Annotated in this window: 14 protein-coding genes; 9 read left to right on the forward strand and 5 right to left on the reverse strand. The window is 56.6% G+C overall.

The features are described from left to right. The 3 genes from CIK94_RS02390 to CIK94_RS02395 form a co-directional block, all read right to left on the reverse strand. Positions 1–660: a LexA family transcriptional regulator gene (locus tag CIK94_RS02390; RefSeq protein WP_022310450.1), complete on the reverse strand. Its 660-nt coding sequence runs from the start codon at positions 658–660 to the stop codon at positions 1–3. Between the two features lie 1,203 nt (positions 661–1,863). Continuing rightward, positions 1,864–2,013 (reverse strand): hypothetical protein, encoded by a 150-nt coding sequence (locus CIK94_RS14300; protein ID WP_158216498.1) that lies wholly within the window; start codon positions 2,011–2,013, stop codon positions 1,864–1,866. 94 nt (positions 2,014–2,107) lie between these two features. After that, the gene (locus tag CIK94_RS02395; protein WP_094386761.1) at positions 2,108–4,090 is read right to left on the reverse strand and encodes a glycoside hydrolase family 97 protein; all 1,983 of its coding nucleotides are present in this window, start codon (positions 4,088–4,090) and stop codon (positions 2,108–2,110) included. A 64-nt stretch (positions 4,091–4,154) separates the two neighbouring features. Here CIK94_RS02395 and CIK94_RS02400 point away from each other — a divergent pair, with 64 nt between their 5' ends. The 9 genes from CIK94_RS02400 (at position 4,155) to CIK94_RS02440 (ending at position 15,673) form a co-directional block, all read left to right on the forward strand. Then, a complete protein-coding gene (locus CIK94_RS02400) occupies positions 4,155–4,379 on the forward strand; it encodes a hypothetical protein (protein WP_144008274.1) in 225 nt (74 codons plus the stop codon). 78 nt (positions 4,380–4,457) lie between these two features. Next, positions 4,458–6,686 carry a ribonuclease R gene (gene rnr, locus CIK94_RS02405; RefSeq protein ID WP_094389016.1) on the forward strand — a complete coding sequence of 743 codons (2,229 nt, stop codon included), beginning with the start codon at positions 4,458–4,460 and terminating at the stop codon, positions 6,684–6,686. Next, positions 6,683–7,333, forward strand: a complete 651-nt coding sequence (locus CIK94_RS02410) for a hemolysin III family protein (protein ID WP_094389015.1) — start codon at positions 6,683–6,685, stop codon at positions 7,331–7,333. Before rnr ends, CIK94_RS02410 begins: the two co-directional genes overlap by 4 nt. An 18-nt stretch (positions 7,334–7,351) precedes the next feature. Then, a complete protein-coding gene (locus CIK94_RS02415; protein WP_094421114.1) occupies positions 7,352–9,244 on the forward strand; it encodes a hypothetical protein in 1,893 nt (630 codons plus the stop codon). Between the two features lie 168 nt (positions 9,245–9,412). Continuing rightward, positions 9,413–10,408, forward strand: a complete 996-nt coding sequence (locus CIK94_RS02420) for an NAD(P)-dependent oxidoreductase (protein ID WP_022310457.1) — start codon at positions 9,413–9,415, stop codon at positions 10,406–10,408. A gap of 95 nt (positions 10,409–10,503) precedes the next feature. After that, complete coding sequence (locus CIK94_RS02425) at positions 10,504–11,418, forward strand: phosphatase PAP2 family protein (protein ID WP_094421121.1); 915 nt, start codon at positions 10,504–10,506, stop codon at positions 11,416–11,418. 24 nt (positions 11,419–11,442) lie between these two features. Further along, the gene (gene miaB / locus CIK94_RS02430; protein WP_022310459.1) at positions 11,443–12,783 is read left to right on the forward strand and encodes a tRNA (N6-isopentenyl adenosine(37)-C2)-methylthiotransferase MiaB; all 1,341 of its coding nucleotides are present in this window, start codon (positions 11,443–11,445) and stop codon (positions 12,781–12,783) included. A 54-nt stretch (positions 12,784–12,837) separates the two neighbouring features. Beyond that, positions 12,838–14,667: an ABC transporter ATP-binding protein gene (locus CIK94_RS02435; RefSeq protein WP_094386768.1), complete on the forward strand. Its 1,830-nt coding sequence runs from the start codon at positions 12,838–12,840 to the stop codon at positions 14,665–14,667. Positions 14,668–14,683: 16 nt separating this feature from the next. Further along, positions 14,684–15,673, forward strand: a complete 990-nt coding sequence (locus CIK94_RS02440) for a lysophospholipid acyltransferase family protein (RefSeq protein ID WP_022310461.1) — start codon at positions 14,684–14,686, stop codon at positions 15,671–15,673. A gap of 252 nt (positions 15,674–15,925) precedes the next feature. Here the strand turns inward: CIK94_RS02440 and CIK94_RS02445 are convergent, their stop codons facing one another. Both CIK94_RS02445 and CIK94_RS02450 read right to left on the reverse strand, forming a co-directional pair. Continuing rightward, positions 15,926–16,762 carry a Bro-N domain-containing protein gene (locus CIK94_RS02445; RefSeq protein ID WP_094386769.1) on the reverse strand — a complete coding sequence of 279 codons (837 nt, stop codon included), beginning with the start codon at positions 16,760–16,762 and terminating at the stop codon, positions 15,926–15,928. A 119-nt stretch (positions 16,763–16,881) separates the two neighbouring features. After that, positions 16,882–19,407: alpha-L-rhamnosidase (locus CIK94_RS02450; protein ID WP_094421117.1), on the reverse strand; the 2,526-nt coding region annotated here is incomplete at its 5' end.

The raw sequence follows: 19,407 nt of genomic DNA on the forward strand, positions 1-19,407 counted from the left end.
TCAGTCTCTGGGCCGGTGGATGATATACGTCACCGTACCCCATACGCTGAAGGAGTCGGCGGGCGTCACGCGTATCTCGGGGAAGTCGGGGTTGGCGGGAACGAGCCATCCCTCGTCGCCCCGCCGTACAAAGCGCTTGAGGGTGTACTCTCCATTGAGCTCGCATACCGCCACCTCGCTCTCCGAGGGGTTGCGGCGGCTCTTGTCTACGATGACGATGTCGCCCGAGTGGATGTCGGCGTCTATCATCGAGTTGCCCTCGACGCGTATGAGATACGATGCTTCGGGGTTGGGGCAGAGCATGCGCAGGAGGTTGATGTCCTGGCTGCGCTCGTCGTTGTCGAGCGGTATGGGGAAGCCCGCCACCAGCCCTATGTCGAAGTAGGGCAGCGCGAGGTCGTCCAGTTCGGTGGCGCTCACCACGGTGCCCATCCGCCCGAGCGCTGTGGTGGCGCTGGCAGCCTGTCGGATGCATCGGGTGATAAACTCGCTCTTGTTGGGGTGGCTGTCTATCAGCGTCGCCACCTGTCGTGGTGCCCTGAAGGTAAAGAGTTTGCTGTCTGTCGATGGTCGTCCGGCGCCCTCGCGTCGTCCTCCCCGTCGGCTGTTGTGGTTGTCGTTCATATCGCGTATATTGTTTTCACAGACAAAGTTACGCATATTTTTGAATATGTATTACAGAAATCAAACATTTTTTATGATTATCTGCGTTGGGGGTGGTTGTGAGGGTTGCAGAAGGCCGAGATGGGGCTTCTGCGATGGCTGGTACGCACCCCCGGCAACTCTGTAGGAGTTGCGATTACATAGCCCAGGGTTGCGGGCATGGCCCGCTACCCTGGGTAATGCACCCACTAATATTGCTACTCTGTAAGAGTTGCGCTTAGCCGTAGGCGTTACCCGCAGCAGGATAATTGCCAGTAATGGGTTGATGGGAATAATAAGATTGAGTATAACGCCTTCGGCTAATCGCAACTCCTACAGAGTTGCCATCTCTTTTTATATCCTTACCCAGGGTAGAGGAGTTTCGCCCCTCAACCCTGGGCTGGGAAATCGCAACTCCTACAGAGTTGCTGCTGCTGACGGGCCTCCATTTATTATAGATAGTACGCACCTATGCGTCATGTATGGTTAGCACATTGTGGATGGTGCGAACCGATGGGGCATATATGGTTAGTCCGTTGTGGATGGTACGCATCCCCTGGCAACTCTGTAGGAGTTGCCGCTGCTGACGGGCCTCCATTTATTATAGATAGTACGCACCTATGCGTCATGTATGGTTAGCACATTGTGGATGGTGCGAACCGATGGGGCATGTATGGTTAGTCCGTTGTGGATGGTACGCATCCCCCGGCAACTCTGTAGGAGTTGCGATTACATAGCCCAGGGTTGCGGGCATGGCCCGCTACCCTGGGTAATGCACCCACTAATATTGCTACTCTGTAAGAGTTGCGCTTAGCCGTAGGCGTTATACTCAGTTGGATAATTCCCCTACATATAGGTAGCGATGGGTTTGCGTCGGGGTAACGCCTTCGGCTAATCGCAATACTTACAGCATTGCTATACCTTATTGTATATATACCCAGGGTAGCGTGCTTCGCCCGCAACCCTGGGCTGGGGAAACGCAACTCCTACAGAGTTGCTGCTGGAATGGACCTGCTATGCCTTGGGGACGATGCCCATAAAATCAGGCCTGTCACCCAACCCTATATTCTTCACAAGCATCAACCACAAACCTGTCTCCCAACCCCACATCCATCACAAGCATCAACCACAAACCAATCGCCGACCTCGCATCCATCACAATCATCACCCCCAAACCAATCACCAACCTCGCATCCATCACAATTATCAACCCCAAACCAATCACCCGACCTCACCTCCATCACAAGCATCAACCCCTAAACCAATCACCGCATCTATATCTGCTCCTACAAAACGAATACGGATATCGCTGATTTGTCTGATATTCTTGGCAAATGCTATCAGGCAAATCAGCGATATCCGTATTTCCATCAGTATCGGCCTCGGGGCAATCGGGCAAACCCGTATGCTACGCCCGAGGCTCTGTATCGGGGCATTCCGCCGTGGCGGAGATAGTGGCGCTCTCCTACTCTACCGCCATGACAAATCCACCGCCGGGGGCGAGGTGCACCTTGAGCTTGCCGTCCTCAGGGATGGTAATCTGGCAGCGCTTGTAGTCTTCTGCCGAGCGGTCGGCATTGATACCGTCGTAGAACGCGTCGGCCTGGCGACCGGCGATGTTGAGCGGCGAGAGGTCGAGGGTGAGGTCGCGCGCGGTCCAGTTGGTGAGCGCACCCACAAACCATTTGCCGTCCTTGCGGCGTGCCACTGCCACATACTCACCTATCTCGCTCTTGAGCGGGATGGTCTCGTCCCAGACGGTGGGTACCGACACGATAAATCGGGTGCACTCCTCTTCCTGGTTGTAGTGGGTGGGCGAGTCGCAGAGCATATTGAGGGGCGAGAGGAAGACCACATACTGCGCCAGCTGGTGGGTGCGGGTGCCCTGGCTCATAGGCCGTGAGTTGTTGGGGGCATAGGTGGTCTGGGTGCCGTTGATCATGGCTCCCTGGGTGTAGTCCATAGGTCCGGCGAGCATGCGGGCAAAGGGTACGGTGACATCGTAGAGAGGCTGGTTGTACTCCTTGATGGTACACCACTTGGTCTGCTCCTGTCCGTTGACGCCCTCAAAGTTGATGACATTGGGATAGGTGCGGTTGAGTCCGGTGGGCTTGTAGGTGCCGTGGAAGTCGATGAGCAGGTGGTACTTGGCGGTCATCGCGGCGGCACGGTAGTGGAAGTCTACGATGCGGGCGTCGTCGCTGTTGATGAAGTCGACCTTGAAGCCCTTGACTCCCATCTCCGAGTAGTGCTTGCACACGCGCTCCATGTCCTTGTCGAAGGGATAGTAGCCGGCCCAGAGGATCACGCCGACGCCCTTGGCCTTGCCATAGTCTACGATGGCCTTGATGTCTATGCCCGGCACGATGGCGAAGAGGTCGTTGCGACGGCGCTTGGCCCATCCCTCGTCGAGGAGGATGTACTCTATGCCGTGGCGGTGGGCAAAGTCGATGTAGTACTTATAGGTTTCGGTGTTGATACCGGCCCGGAAGTCTACCTTGTATACTCCCCAGTCGTTCCACCAGTCCCAAGCCACCTTGCCGGGGCGTATCCATGAGGTGTCGGCGAGGCGAGAGGGTGAGGCAAGGCGGTATACCATGTCGTTGTCGAGCAACTGCTCGTCGGCAGTGGCATAGCAGATGATGCGCCAGGGGAACTGCTGCTGCGCATGGGCCTTGACGAGATAGTTCTCGCGACCTGTGGGCAGCTGCTCGAGCAGTCGGTAGCCTCCAATCTTGATGCCGCTGGGATAGGGGGCACACACGCCGGTGAGCTCGGGCGTCTTGCCGTTGCCCAGCCAGAAGAGCCCGGGATAGTGCTCGACATCGCTCTCTGCCACGCAGAGCCGCACGCCCTTGTCGGCCTCGACGATGAGCGGGGTGAAGATGAGGCGGGTGTCCATGAGCTGTGACAGCGCGGTGTGGGTATAGTTGTTCTCAAACGAGTTGTGGAGCTGGTCTTCGCGGTCGCCACTGTCGCGCACATAGGGTATCTGCGCTTTCCAGTCGCGGGCAAAACGCATCTGCGCCTGCTCGTCGTTGATGGTAACCTCGCTCTTGAGGGTCGAGGCGAAACGGTAGGCCATGCCCTCGTCGTAGAGGCGGAAGATGAGGTCAAATCCCTCCTTGAACTGGAGGCGCAACTGGTTGTAGCAGTCGCTCACCTCGTTGCGCTTGTAGGCAAAGGCGGCTATCTGGCCACGGTGGGTTGTCTTCACGGCACGGCGCAGATGGGAGTTCTCTCCCCATGTGCCTCTGTCGGTCTTGAGGGCTATGGCCGAGGGCAGCACGAGCTGCTGGCTGGCGTCCTTGAGACTGTACTTGATGACTGTGCCTACCTCTACCTGGGCGGTAAGCTGCCCGTTGGGCGATGTGACGGTATAGCTCTTGGCCATCATGACCAGCGCCACCATCAGAAGCCACAATGTGGTAATTCCTCTTTTTTTCATGAATTAGTTGTGCTCTGTAAAAGTGGTTATAAATATTCGTATGGGACAAAGTTAGATAAAAAACTTGAATTGCGAGATGCTTTCTACCAAGAAATTGACTGAGGGAGTGACGATTATATGCATTTTCCTGATTTCGGCGCGCGTCGGGGGGCTGGCGACGCCATCAGAGGGGCTTGCCGCCACCGTAGGGGCAAGGGCAAGGGGCAAGGAGACTGCCTACACCTTATTAATATATATGGCGGAGGGCGGCATCGTCGTCACCATAACGGCAGGGCTGACGAGGGTGTAACCGAAATTTATCAACTTTTTCTTCGTTATATCATTTTTTTTCCCTTAATTTGCAATATAATTCTAAAACACTACCATTATGGGAAAAGCAAAGAAAGGCGGGAAGCGCATCACCAAACGGCAGCTGTCCGAGATGCTGGTTAATTTCTTCTCCGCAAATCCGGAACGAGTCTATACATTCAAAGAGATATTCAGAGCCCTACACCTGGACACCCATCCTGCCAAGATGCTGGCAGTAGACACGATGGAAGAGATGGCGTGGGACGACTTCCTCGTGCGCACGTCCATCAACTCGTATCAGCTCAACACCAAGGGCCAGGTACAGGAAGGCGTATTCAGACGGAAGTCTAACGGCAAGAACTCATTCGTACCCTCCGACGGCGAGCAGCCCATCTTCGTGTCGGAGCGCAACTCCATGGGCGCGCTCGACGGCGACAAGGTGAGGGTATCGGTGATGGCGCGTCGCCAGAACCATATCAAGGAGGCCAAGGTGATAGAGATACTGGAGCGCAAGAAAGACACCTTCGTGGGCAAGCTGGTGGTAGGCAAGGACATCGCCTTCCTGAAGACCAACGACAATCTGGCGCGCGACATACTCATCCCCAAGAAGAGGCTGAAGAAAGGTCAGACCGACGACAAGGCGGTGGTAAAGATTGTGAGCTGGCCCGACGAGGAGCACACCAACATGATAGGCGAAGTGGTGGACATCCTGGGCAAGTGTGGCGACAACGATGTGGAGATGAACACCATCCTCGCCCAGTACGGACTGCCCTACCGCTACCCCAAGGCTGTGGAAGATGCCGCCGACAAGATAACGGGCGAAATCACGAAGCAGGACGAGGCCGAGCGCGAGGACTTCCGCAACACCTGGACCTGTACCATAGACCCCAAGGACGCCAAGGACTTTGACGACGCGCTGTCTATCAAGCGCCTCGACAACGGACTCTGGGAGGTAGGCGTACATATCGCCGACGTGTCTCACTATGTGCACGAGGGCGACATCATAGACCGCGAGGCCGAGCGTCGCGCCACGTCTATCTATCTGGTAGACCGCACCATCCCCATGCTGCCCGAGCGGCTGTGCAACTTCGTCTGCTCGCTGCGCCCCGACGAAGACAAGCTCTGCTACAGCGTGGTCTTCAACCTCGACGAAGACGCCATGGTAAGAGACTACCGCATCGTGCATACCATCATCCGGTCTAACCGCAGATATGCTTATGAAGACGCGCAGAAGATACTGGAAGACAACGGAGTGGTGGATGGCACCGGCGAACCGGCTCCCAAGCCCAAGGACGGCAAATACCGTGGCGAGAACGCCGAACAGATAGTGACTCTCGACAGACTGGCCAAGAGGCTGCGCGCTGCCCGGTTCAAGAATGGTGCAGTGAAGTTTGACTCAGAGGAACTGCGCTTCGACATCGACGAAAAGGGCAAACCCATACGCTGCTACTTCAAGCGCTCAAAGGACGCCAACAAACTGATAGAGGAATTCATGCTGCTCGCCAACAGGACTGTGGCTGAGAGCGTGGGCAAGACCGCGAAAGGCAGGAAGGCCAAAACGCTGCCTTACCGCGTACACGACAACCCCGATCCACAAAAGATGGAGACGCTGCGTGAGTTTATCGCCAAGTTCGGATACAGGGTAAAGACCGACGGAACCAAGAAAGCCATGGCAAAGAGCATCAACCGACTCATGGAGGAATGTGAGGGACATCCCGAGCAGAACTTGATACAAAAGGTGGCGCTGAGAGCCATGATGAAGGCCAAATACACCACCAAGAACATAGGCCACTTCGGTCTGGCGTTCGAATACTACACCCACTTTACCAGTCCCATCCGCCGCTATCCCGACACCATGGTCCACCGCCTGCTCACCCGCTACGCTGAGGGCGGCCGTTCGGCCAACGCCAAGCACTATGAGGAGCTCTGCGAGCACTGCTCTGACATGGAACTGGTGGCACAGAACGCCGAGCGCGACTCCATCAAGTACAAGATGGTGGAATTTATGGGCGACCACCTGGGCGAGCAGTTCGACGCCCACATCAGCGGCATCACAGCCTATGGCATCTATGCCGAGATAGACGAGAACCACTGTGAAGGCATGATACCCATGCGCGACCTGGACGACGACTACTACGAGTTTGACGAGCGCAACTTCTGCCTCGTGGGCCGTCGTCGCCACCACAAGTACCAGCTGGGCGACGCCGTGCGCATCCAGGTGGCCAAGACCAATCTCGAAAAGAAACAACTCGACTTCACGCTTGTCGGCAATGACAAGCCCGTGGTCAAGATGCGCCATAGGAGATGAAGATAAAGTACACGCACACAGAGGAACTCTGGAACTCGTGGAGCCACGCCGGCGGCATCATGCTCGGCGTGGTGATAGGCACCATCTTTCTGGTATGGTGCGCCCAGGCCCACAACGGCTGGGCCACGGCGGGCGTGATACTCTACCTCTTTGGCATGCTCTGCTCCTATACAGCATCCACCGTCTACCACGCCCTCAGCGCCAAGTCTGTATGGAAAGAGCGGCTGCGCCGATGGGACCATGCCGCCATCTACTGGCACATAGCCGGCTCCTATTCGCCCATTACCCTCGTGGCTCTGCGCGATGAGGGCTACTGGGGATGGGGATTGTTTGTCTTCGTGTGGCTCTGCGCCATCACCGGCACCGTCATGGCATTTCGCAAGCTCAAGGCCCACAGCAACCTCGAAACCCTATGCTTTGTGCTGATGGGCTTGTCGGTGCTGGCAGCCTTCAAGCCGCTGATGGATGCCGTGAGTACCTCGGCAGTGGTATGGCTTATCGCCGAGGGAGTGGCCTATATCACCGGCGCGCTTTTCTATACGCTGCACAAGCGGCAGTACAACCATACCATCTTCCACTTCTTCGTGCTCCTCGGTTCGGTGTGCCATATCATCTGTGTATGGGATGTGCTGATGCAGTATATCTAACTCTATAAAATATAGCTTATGCCCACAATCTCCATTCGACGCAGCCTGCTCATTGCCCTCCTGGGTCTGTCGACAGTAGTCTCCAGCGCACAATCGCGGTTCGACAAGTGGAAGTTTCCTACCTGCACCACCAAGAAAGGCCCCAATGGCCTGCAGGGTATCGTCGACAGCTCTGGCCAATGGGTTGTCCAGCCTTACTTCGATTTCCTCTTCTTCCCCTATCGATGCTATTTAGGCGAGGCACGGTACAAGGGGAGCAACGACTATTATATTATAGACCGCGACTTTAACATTGTGGGAAACGGCACTTATCCCTTTGCCGATATTACGCCCTACTACATTATCATCAATGACCACCCCAACTGCTATGTTATCAATGCCCGAGGCCAACGCATCAGCGACATTTATAGTGAGATAAAGATATGGGACTATGGCACCGACTGGGAGGGCGAACTGCTCTTCTGCCGACGCAAGGACAATGGCAAATGGGACATACTGGGTGCCGACATGCAGCGCATAGGCAACGGCCCTGTAGATGGAGACCGACAGTATGGTGACCGTATGTACGATGTATGGCCATACCCTCTGCGCAACAACGCTGACGGTCACAACGAGAATATAATAGGGCTGATACGGTTTGTAAAGGACCGTCACTACGGCCTGATGAACATGGCCGGCGAGGTCATTGTACCTCCCATATACGCCGATATAGACAACCTGTATCTGGATGATGACATCTACACCCAAACCAAGTACAAGGGCACTCAGTGTACACCCGAACAGATTGAGCGGACGGCTCTCTTCACCTGCAAGACCGACCGGGGCACCATCGTGGTAATCGATGCCATGGGGCAGACGGTCATCCCGGAACAGAAGAAACCCAAGCACATGGTCAAGCACATGGCTAAGAACATGGTGAAGTACTTGGGGCCCTATCTGGCACGTGCCAACGACAACGACAAACTGTGGAAGACTCGGATAACGGCTCCCTTCTACGAGTTCATCGCCCGTGTAGACAAGTGTTTTATCACCGAGATACCCAAGACGGCCAAGACGCAGAACCTGCTGGCCATGGCACAGGCCGACCAGGCTCAGAAAGACCGATTGCTGGCTCGGCAACAGCGCAAGGAGACTGCCAATAGGCAACGACAGCAGGCACAGGCGCGGAATGGAAATCGCTCTACTTCCACGCAGACTCCACGCAGTGCGGCCACGCAGTCGCAGGCTAAACGTCACGTGGCGCAGACATCGGCAGGCATCGTCCATCCCGCCTTCGGAACCTTACCCGCTTCCAACACCACTTACTTCTATGCCAAATCGGGCGGCAAGGCTGGCGAGGTGAGCCTCAACATCACGGGCCACGCCAATGGTGGCTGCTGGATACAGCTCCGAGCCTACAACCTGGGTATCCTTGCCCGCGATTTCGGCCCCGACAACGTGAAGTATGAGAGCGACTACATCGTCGTGGGTGGACGTTTCTACCAACCGGGATTCCTTAGTTATAGCCAGGGCGCCTACATCGATGCGCCGACCATAAAGATAGCCAAAGACTGGAGCCACATTATCTATATCCCGCTCAAAGGGCAGCAACAACTGTACGACCGCCCCATTGCCGAGTCGGTATACAGGCAACATGAAGCCAACATCAATCGATACCATGCCCAGCATGGTTTGTTTGAGTATGACGCCAACCACCAGCGACAGGAAGCTGAGTACAATAACCGCCGCGCCCAGGAGATGCGAAGCAACAGCCCGTCAAGCAGTGGGCAGCAGCGGAAAAATACCCGCAAGCCGGCTGGAAAGAAGATGGATGTGCGCGTGGACGAGCCCAACTATACCGGCAATACCGAGCGCGCCTGGTGCGAGCAGTGCCAGAAGTGGGACATTCCCCATCGTCATATCAAGAAGTAGCCACTATCGCCGCCACCACCAAGACGCCACCCACAGGCATGGGAGACAGGGGGCGCAAGCCCCCAAATGTGGTGGCGAATGGGGCAAAAACCAACAAAATGGTGCAATTATTTTGTAATACGCTTATTTTCATGTAATTTTGCATACTGATTACATAATTCACCATTAATGAACATACTTATAACGGGTGCGAGCGGCTTTATAGGCAGCTTTATCGTTGAGGAGGCATTGCGCCAAGGCATGGAGACCTGGGCAGCCGTGCGCCCATCGAGTTCGCGTAAGTATCTCGCCGACCCACGTATCCACTTTATCGAGCTGGACTTCTCGTCGCAAGAGCGATTGGAAGAGGCGTTAAGCACCCATTCCTTCGACTACATCATCCATGCCGCTGGAGCCACGAAGTGCCTCAACGAGGACACGTTCTATGAGGTCAACACCGAGGGAACCAAGCGGCTGGTCAAGGCGATACTCAACCTGCAGATGCCCATCCACCGCTTTGTTTATCTCAGTTCGCTCAGCGTGATGGGAGCCATCCGTGAGGAGCAGCCCTATCAGGAGATAACCGAGCACGACTACCCCCGCCCCAATACTGCTTACGGCAAGAGCAAACTCAAGGCCGAAAGGTTCCTCGAGTCCGTAGGCAACAACTTTCCATACGTCATTCTCCGACCCACGGGCGTCTATGGCCCTCGGGAGAAAGACTACTTCATGATGGCGAAATCCATCAGCAACCACATCGACTTCGCCGTAGGCTTCCAGCGTCAGGACATCACCTTTGTTTATGTCAAAGACGTGGTGCAAGCCATATTCCTCACCCTCGACCACGGCATGAACGGTCGCAAATACTTCCTCAGCGACGGCAATGTCTATCGTTCGTCCGATTTCAGCAACCTTATCCGTAAGGCATTGGGCAACCCCTGGTGGATACGCATCACTGCGCCGGTTTGGGTGCTGAGGATTGTGACATCCATAGGCGAACTCGTGGCGCGTTCCACCGGACGCATCTCAGCCCTCAACCACGACAAGTTCAACATCCTGCGCCAGCGCAACTGGCGTTGTGACATCGAGCCCACTATGGACGAACTGGGCTACCACCCCCACTACGACCTCGCCCGCGGCGTGGCCGAAACCATAGACTGGTACAAGAATGAGGGATGGCTCTGAAGCCATCGGCTTGCATATCATAATACATACAAGAAGTGAAAAAACTGTTAGATTATTTCCGCATAGAGAAACAGCCGCGCCGCGGACTCCTGGCGATGGAGTGGGTGGTGCTGGGCTATCTGGTGTTTACCCTGCTCTTTATCCTGTTTACCTATACCAAGCTCGCCAACCCCGACTCGATGATTTGGGGCCGCATGCGCGTGGTGGCGATGATGGCTGCCCTGTGGACAGTCTATCGCATCGTGCCCTGCCGTGCCACTATGTTTGCCCGAGTTGTGGGACAGATGGCGCTGCTGGCATGGTGGTATCCCGATACCTATGAGCTCAACCGCGTGCTGCCCAATCTGGACCACGTCTTTGCCCAGTGGGAGCAGGCGCTGTTTGGTTTCCAGCCCGCGCTGGTGTTTGCCGAGAAGTTCTCCTCGCCCGTCATCTCCGAGCTGATGAGCATGGGCTACGCCGCCTACTACCCCATGATAGCCTGCGTGGCTCTGGTCTATTTCCTCCGCCACTATGCCGAGTTCCAGCGTTGCATATTCGTCATCATGGCATCGTTTATGGCCTTTTATGTCATCTTCGACCTGGTGCCGGTCGTGGGCCCCACCTTTTATTATAAGGCGGCAGGTCTGCGCCATATCGCCGAAGGCGTGTTCCCCAATCTGGGCCACTACTTCAGCACCCACACCGACTGCCTCGCCACTCCGGGCTATACCGACGGCATCTTCTACCAGATGGTCGAAGACGCCAAAGCCGCCGGAGAACGCCCCACGGCAGCCTTCCCCAGCTCCCATGTGGGCATATCCACCGTGTGCATGCTCCTGTTATGGCATGTGCGCAGCCGCAAGCTCCTGATATGCCTGCTGCCGCTCTACGTGTTCCTCTGCCTCGCCACGGTCTACATCCAGGCCCACTACGCCATCGACGCGCTGGCAGGTCTGGCCACGGGAGCCCTCTTCTTCGCCCTGTTCATGGCCGTTTCGCGCGGCATGATTGAACGCAGACACAGATAGAAAACCTATAGAAAACTCAAGATAATGAAACAACTGTATATAGAGACCTACGGATGCCAGATGAACGTGGCAGACTCTGAGGTGGTGGCTTCCATCATGAAGATGGCGGGCTACGACCTGTGTGACAATGAGGCCGACGCCGACGCCATTTTCCTCAACACCTGTAGCATACGCGAGAACGCCGAGAACAAGATATACAACCGGCTCGAGACCCTGCATGCCGAGCAGAAGAAGGGCCGCAGCCTCATCCTGGGTGTACTGGGATGTATGGCAGAGCGCGTCAAGGACGAACTCATTGACCACCACCACGCCAATCTGGTATGCGGGCCCGACAGCTATCTCAATCTGCCCGACATGATGGCGCAGTGCGAGACCGGCCACAATGCCATCGACATCGCCCTGAGCAAGACCGAGACCTACCGGGATGTAATCCCGCAGCGTATAGGCCTCGCCCACATCAGCGGATTTGTCAGCATCATGCGCGGATGCAACAACTTCTGCCACTACTGCATCGTGCCTTACACCCGAGGCCGCGAGCGCTCACGCGATGTCGACAGCATCCTGCGCGAGGTGGCCGACCTGCGCGACCGGGGCTTCCGCGAGGTGACGCTGCTTGGCCAGAACGTCAATTCCTATGGACTCTCGCCCGCCGGCAAGCGCGAGGAGGGCTCCACATCCTTCGCCCAGCTGCTGCGGCTTGTGGCGCGCTCGGTGCCCGATATGCGCGTGCGCTTTACCACCTCCAACCCCGAGGATATGACCGACGACATACTCTACGCCATTGCCGAGGAGCCCAATCTCTGCCACCACATACACTTCCCGGCACAGAGCGGCTCCAACAAGATACTCCATCTGATGAACCGCAAGTACACCCGCGAGGACTATCTGGAGCGCATAGCCGCCATACGACGCATCATACCCGACTGCGGCATATCCACCGACCTCTTTGTGGGCTACCACGACGAGACCGAGGAAGACCATGAGCTCACCCTCTCGCTCGTGCGCGAGGTGGGCTTCGACAGCGCCTTCATGTTCAAGTACTCCGAGCGCCCCGGCACCTACGCCTCCAAGCATCTGCCCGACAATGTGCCCGAGGAGGTCAAGATTGCCCGACTCAACCAGCTCATACAGCTCCAGACCGAGGTCAGCGCCGAGCAGAACCGCAAGGATGTGGGCCGCGAGTTCGATGTGCTGCTCGAGAGCGTGAGCAAGCGCAGCCGCGAACAGCTCATGGGCCGCACCCCGCAAAACAAGGCGGTAGTTGTGGACAAGGGCACCCACCACGTGGGCGAAACCATACGCGTGCGCATCACCGGCAGCACCAGCGCCACACTCTTCGGCGAAGAAATACACGCCGAGGCGTAAAAAACATTACCCCTTTTGTTGTTTTATATTCATAAATGACATACCTTTGTAATTATGAAAGAGTTTTTACAAATTATCAGACGGTTCGTACCGCCCTATAAGCGTTATCTGGTAGGCTCGGTGATATTCAATATCCTGGCAGCCATACTCAACATCTTCTCGTTTGCAGCCATCATCCCCATCCTGCAGATACTCTTCGACGTCAAGGGACATGCCACAGCCACCCACCTCATGGATTGGGGCAGCGGTAACATCAAGGACGTGCTGTCCAACAATGCCGACTACTACGTGCGCGAACTGATCAGCATCACCAACCCCGTGACCACTCTGCTGCTGATAGGTCTGATCCTCACCTTCATGACCTTCCTCAAGACGGCAGCCTACTTCCTGTCTTCGGCAGCCATCATACCTATGCGTACAGGCGTGGTGCGCGACATCCGCAACTCGCTGTACAAGAAGATAACCTCGCTGTCGCTCGGCTTCTTCAGCGAAGAGCGCAAGGGCGACATCATCGCCCGCATGAGCGGCGACGTGCAGGAGATTGAGAACAGCATCATGGCCTGGATAGACATGCTCATCAAGAACCCTATCCTTATACTCTTCTACTTCTGCGCCCTGCTCTTCATCTCGTGGAAGCTCACCCTCTTCACCCTCTGCTTCGTGCCCCTCTTCGGATGGTTTATGGGCGTGGTGGGACGCAAGCTCAAGGCCAGCAGCATCAAAGTCCAGGCGCTATGGAGCGACACCATGAGCCAGGTCGAGGAGACCCTCGGCGGACTGCGCATCATCAAGGCCTTCTGCGCCGAGGAGAAGATGAACCAGCGTTTCGACCGCACCAACTCCAGCTACCGTGACAACCTCGCCCGCGTGCAGGTGCGCCAGCAGGCCGCCCACCCCATGAGCGAGTTCCTGGGCACACTCATGATAGTCATCGTGCTGTGGTTTGGCGGCATCATGGTGCTGCGCAGCCACGTCATGACGGGCCCCACATTTATCTACTACCTCGTCATCCTCTACTCCATCATCAACCCGCTCAAGGAGTTCTCGCGCGCCAGCTACAACATCCCCAAGGGTCTGGCCAGCATGGAGCGAATCGACCGCATACTCAATGCCGAGATAGACATCCGCGAGAAGAGCGACCCCGTACACATCAGCGGGCTGGAGCACCAGATTGAGTTCCGCCACGTGTCCTTCCGCTACGACCAGCAGTGGGTGCTGCGCGACATCAACCTCGTCATACCCAAGGGCAAGACCATCGCGATCGTGGGACAGAGCGGCTCGGGCAAGTCTACCCTGCTCGACCTCATCCCCCGTTACTACGATGTGCAGGAGGGCGAGGTGCTCATCGACGGCATCAATGTCAAGGACCTGGGCATACACGACCTGCGACAGCTCATCGGCAATGTCAACCAGGAGGCCATCCTCTTCAACGACTCGTTCTACAACAACATCACCTTCGGCGTGAGCAACGCCACCAAGGAAGAGGTAGAGCGCGCCGCACGCATAGCCAATGCCTATGAGTTCATCACCGAGTCAGAGCACGGCTTCGATACCAACATCGGCGACCGCGGCGGACGACTCAGCGGCGGACAGCGACAGCGCGTCAGCATAGCCCGCGCCATACTCAAGAACCCGCCCATACTCATCCTCGACGAGGCCACCTCGGCACTCGACACCGAGAGCGAGCGACTGGTCCAGGAGGCGCTGGAGCGACTCATGAAGACGCGCACAACCATCGCCGTAGCCCACCGACTCTCTACCATCAAGAGCAGCGACGAAATCTGCGTGCTCCACGAGGGCCGTATCGTAGAGCGGGGTACCCACGACGAGCTGCTCCAGATAGACGGCTATTACAAAAAGCTGCACGACATGCAGCAGGTTTAACCCCACGACTACCACTATGATGCGTATCTTATACAAGTTCATCTTCGGACTGCTCTACCTGCTCTCGCTGCTCCCGCTACGGGTACTCTACATCGTGTCAGATTTCTTCTATCTGCTCGTCTACCACGTTGTGGGCTACCGCAAGCGACTCGTGCGCAGGCATCTGGCAGAGTCGTTCCCCGAGAAGTCCGAGACACAGCGCCGCGCCATAGAACGGGGCTTCTACTCATGGTTCTGCGACTATCTGGTCGAGACCATCAAGCTCCTCTCCGTCAACCGCCGATGGATGATGCGCCACATGCGCTTCACCGGAACAGACAAGGTCAACGAGGCCATCGAGCGCGGACAGTCCGTGGGCATCTATCTCGGACATTTCTGCAACTGGGAGTGGATTACCTCACTACCCTTGTGGGTGACACAGGCAGCACAGTGCACACAGATATACCATGTACTGGAGAATAAGGAGTTCGACCGCCTCTTCCTGCATCTGCGCTCGCGCTTCGGGTCTGAGAGCATACCTATGGCAGAGACTCTGAGACGCATCGCGCGCTACCGTGCCGAGCACCAGCCTATCATCATGGGATATATATCCGACCAGATACCCTTCTGGAACAACATCCACCACTGGCTCGACTTCCTCCACCACGATACGCCTGTGCTCACGGGCACCGAGAAGATAATGCGAGGCACCCGGCAGGCAGTCTTCTACATCGACGTGCGCCGCATACGACGCGGATACTACGAGGCCCACTTCGTGCCTATCACCGACCATCCCGAGCAGACCACCGAGTGGCAGCTCACCGACCGCTACTTCCAGCTGCTTGAGGCGTCGATACGCCGGCAGCCCGAGTGCTATCTCTGGACCCACAACCGCTGGAAGCGCAGCCACGAGGAATACAATCTGAGGCTCGACCCCACCACAGGCATCGTCAACCTTACCGACTCGGTCGAAGAGCTGAGACGCAAGCGCAACGCTGCAGCAGCGCAAGACAACAACCCACTATAAACCCAAACATATATAAAACACCTTTTACACCAGTAGGATAAAAATATACTATTTATAGAGGAAATCGGTCATTAGAGGTTGATTATTTGTGGTCATAACCTAACGCTTTTTACACTCAATCAATAACATTCTCCAAGTTTTGATTAGAGTGGGGCTTACTTTTTGAAGAAACAAGCCCGAAATCCCATTTTCAGAGGACTCCGGGCGAGGTATTTGTGCTCTTTAGAGTTTTAGCGGACAGCAAAAATATTCTTATTCATCGTTATCTTCTATATTTGGCAGATAATCACTGGCTTTAGCCTGTGTTATCACTCCGTGTCCCAGCTTTGACTCCAACTGCGTGCGTGCCGCTTTCGCCACGCTGCCACCATCCTTAGCAACTTGCTTCTGCTGATGGAATCCATTAGGGTTGCGCTGTTTGGACAACTCCGTGGCAGATGCCTCGGCAAGCATATTGAGAGCTATCTCCATGTTGGTCATATTGTCGCGCAGGCTTTCCTTCTTCAAGCCTTTGAAACTCTTGTACTGTTTGGTCGTCATTCCGCTCCACTCTTGGGTAATGATGTCGGTAAGAGAAGCATATTGCAGGCCTTGCTGTACACCAGTGCGTGCCCATTCATCGGTGAGTTCTTTTCTGATTTCTATAGACTTAATACGCTGGTTTATCCAAGCATCGGAATATCCCAAACGTTTGTAGTCAACAATGGCTTGGTCTATGCTCTTTTCAGGATCCTGCATCTGTTCCAAACGAGTGCTTGCCACCTGTGCCATCCATACCTTGAAAGGCTCTGCCTTCGGTGAAGGAATGGACTGGATAATGCGGAAGAGTTGCTCAGTGTCGGCAACGTCAGTCATGCGCAATTTGCCGTCTGAGGCACGAAGTTTTAACCCGTGACAATTTGTCACGGTTTCATTACCTTCTTTTTTGAGCCTCTGCTTCAGCTTTCTCCAATAAGCATTGGCATCTTTGCTGTCAGTCAGCACACCGCATACATCCACAATGGAGAAATACCATTTTTCCTCCTTATCGTCCCATACAGTGCGCACCTTCTTTTCTTCAAATAGTTGAAGAGATTCCTTCTTCGTCATATTATTCTATTTCATTATCATATTGTCAATCAATGTTATCTTCTCTAAGCAAGCCCTAATGACCGATTTTGGGGTAATTGTGGTTATTGAGCTTGTGCCCCCTTTGACGGTCTATCGCCCTACCTGATGGCGGTGCTTACCTCATAGGTGCCCGAACCATAGTGGCGCGTGTCGTAGGTGCCTCCACGCTGGGGGATGCACACTTCGGCAGTAGTATTGGCAGGGATGGTAAACTGCCAGTGCAGCATATTGCCGTCTCTACGCCAGCGGCTCTCTATGAGACCATAGGGCGAGCGGTGGGTGGCATTGACATGGCTCAGACCCTCTGGGATGCGGGGCTGCAGACGTATGTGGCTGTAGCCGCGGCTGTCGTTGGTCTGACCAATGCCCGCCAGATACTGGTAGTACCAGATGACGAGGTCGCCCAGGAGCATGATATGGTTGCCCGAGTTCATGCGTGGGTTGGCGGTGTCGCCGTTCCACAGTTCCCAGATGGTGGTGGCTCCGTGGTCGGTCATGAATCCCCAACTGGGATAGGTGCGGTTGGTGGCGAGGGTGTAGGCTATGTCGCCACGCCCGTAGTCGGTGAGTCCGCGCATGATCTCCTGCGTGCCCAGCACACCGGTAGAGATATGGGGAGTGCCGGCGGCGGTCATCTTGGCTACCACCTGGCCAAACACTCTATCGGCCTCGCCCTCGGGCACCAGCCCCCAGCGCAGCGCCAGGATGTTGGCGGTCACCGTGTTGTTGTCATACCAGCCCTTGTCGGCATGGTAGAAGCGGCGGTTGAACGCCTCGCGCGTCTCCCTACCCATCTCCTGCCACAGCGCCACATCAGCGGTCTTGCCCGCTATCCCGGCAAAGCGCTCCATGAGCCGGCACAGCCGGTAGTAGGCTGCCGTGGCGAGCACGGGTCCGCGGGTGATGCGTGTAGAGTCCTTGGAGTGTATGAGTTCGGGGCTTTCGGGCGGCAGACACCAGTCTCCGTAGACATCGCGGGTGATGATGCCGTGGTCATCGTAACGGTTTTTGAGGTGCAGCATGAACTTCTTCATCGGCTCATAGGCCTCGCGGAGGGGCTGCGAGTCACCATACTGCTCATCGAGCATCGCTGCCACGGTGTACCACGCCATGGGCCAGGTCACATTGTCACTGTATACGCTCCAGTAGCGCGGTGCGATGTCGCTCACCACACTGTCGGCACGCTGCGTAAGCGTGATGTCGCGCACCCATTTGGCGTAGAGCTGGTGGGCGTCGTAGATATAACTGGCGCCATAAGCCCCTGTGGCGTGGTCGCCGAGCCATCCCAACCGCTCGTCACGCTGCGGACAGTCGGTGGGTATGCCGCGGTAGTTGCCGCGTATGCCCCAGACGGCGCAGTGGTACACGGCGTTGATGGTGGGGTTGGAGGTGTCGAAGGTGCCGGTGGTGGCCATGCGGTCGTAGACCACCCGCCCCTGGATGTCGGCAAGCGAGGGCTGGCGCTTGAAACCGCTCAGCTCGACAAACCTGAAGCCGTGGAGGGTAAACCTCGGCTCCCAGGTAGCAGCCTTGTGGGCGCTCACGTAGGTGTCGGTGACGAGCGCCGTGCGCAGATTGAGCATGAAGAGCGAGTCGCGGTCCTTCATGCGCTCGGCAAAGCGCAGCCGCAGCGTGTCGCCCTCGTCGCCGCGCAGTCTGATGCGCAGCCATCCCACCATGTTCTGCCCCATGTCCATGATATATCGGCCGTCGGCAGTGCGGCAGATGGAGCGTGGCGCCACGCTGTCCATCACCTCGATGTTGGGGTTGATCTGTGCGCGCACCACGGGCGCCGGAGTCTTGACGCGCTCGGCTTGCCGCCAGCGGCTGTCGTCATATCCGGCGAGGCTCCAGCCCGGCATCTCGCGGGTGGCGTCGTAACGCTCGCCGTCAAACTCGTTGTTGGTCTGTATGGGGCCGTCGGCCATCATGCGCCACGAGGTGTCGGTGCCTATCACCGTCTGGCGGCCGTCGGTGGTGGTCACCACGAGCTGGGCCAGGAGCCGTGGCAGTCCAAATCCGCGCATGCCGGGGTTGCGCATGGCCATGAAGCGGCCGTTGCCCAGCACCACGCCTATGGCGTTGGCTCCGCGCCTGACCTCGCGGGTCACATCAAAGGTATTGTACATCACCTCGCGGTCGTAGTTGGTGGGTCCGGGGGCAAGCACCTGCGTGCCTATGCGGTGTCCGTTGATGTAGGCTTCGTAGAGTCCCAGTCCGCTGATGTAGAGCACGGCGCTCCTTACACGCCCCGCGATGCTGAAGTCGCGGCGCAGATAGCGGGCGTTGATGCGGGTGCGTCGGTCCTTGGGCGCCTCAATGTCGGAGTCGAAGCTGCCACCTATCCACTGGGCACGCCACTCGGTGCGGTCCATCAGGCCAGTGAGCCAGTTGCCCACGCGGCTCACGGCGCTGCCGGCTGTGGTCTGGCTCTCTATCTGGTAGTAGTAGCGGGTGCCGCTGGCGAGCGGCTGTCCTGCATAGTCGATGTAGAGCTGGCGGTCAGACGGCTGACGGCCAGAGTCCCAGAGGTCAGCTTTGCCCTTGCGCAGCAGCTGGGGCGACGATGCCACGCGTATGCGGTAAGCCGTCTGCTTGACGTTGGGCACAGAGGCATCAAGCTG

The organism is Prevotella sp. P4-51 (assembly GCF_002251455.1).
Taxonomy (GTDB): Bacteria; Bacteroidota; Bacteroidia; order Bacteroidales; family Bacteroidaceae; genus Prevotella.

What these genes read in the sequence shown, in the direction of transcription:
- CIK94_RS02390 (WP_022310450.1), bottom strand. Translation starts at nt 660, where the DNA reads ATGCGTAACTTTGTCTGTGAAAACAATATACGCGATATGAACGACAAC.
- CIK94_RS14300 (WP_158216498.1), bottom strand. Translation starts at nt 2,013, where the DNA reads ATGGAAATACGGATATCGCTGATTTGCCTGATAGCATTTGCCAAGAAT.
- CIK94_RS02395 (WP_094386761.1), bottom strand. Translation starts at nt 4,090, where the DNA reads ATGAAAAAAAGAGGAATTACCACATTGTGGCTTCTGATGGTGGCGCTG.
- rnr (WP_094389016.1), top strand. Translation starts at nt 4,458, where the DNA reads ATGGGAAAAGCAAAGAAAGGCGGGAAGCGCATCACCAAACGGCAGCTG.
- CIK94_RS02410 (WP_094389015.1), top strand. Translation starts at nt 6,683, where the DNA reads ATGAAGATAAAGTACACGCACACAGAGGAACTCTGGAACTCGTGGAGC.
- CIK94_RS02415 (WP_094421114.1), top strand. Translation starts at nt 7,352, where the DNA reads ATGCCCACAATCTCCATTCGACGCAGCCTGCTCATTGCCCTCCTGGGT.
- CIK94_RS02420 (WP_022310457.1), top strand. Translation starts at nt 9,413, where the DNA reads ATGAACATACTTATAACGGGTGCGAGCGGCTTTATAGGCAGCTTTATC.
- CIK94_RS02425 (WP_094421121.1), top strand. Translation starts at nt 10,504, where the DNA reads ATGGAGTGGGTGGTGCTGGGCTATCTGGTGTTTACCCTGCTCTTTATC.
- miaB (WP_022310459.1), top strand. Translation starts at nt 11,443, where the DNA reads ATGAAACAACTGTATATAGAGACCTACGGATGCCAGATGAACGTGGCA.
- CIK94_RS02435 (WP_094386768.1), top strand. Translation starts at nt 12,838, where the DNA reads ATGAAAGAGTTTTTACAAATTATCAGACGGTTCGTACCGCCCTATAAG.
- CIK94_RS02440 (WP_022310461.1), top strand. Translation starts at nt 14,684, where the DNA reads ATGATGCGTATCTTATACAAGTTCATCTTCGGACTGCTCTACCTGCTC.
- CIK94_RS02445 (WP_094386769.1), bottom strand. Translation starts at nt 16,762, where the DNA reads ATGACGAAGAAGGAATCTCTTCAACTATTTGAAGAAAAGAAGGTGCGC.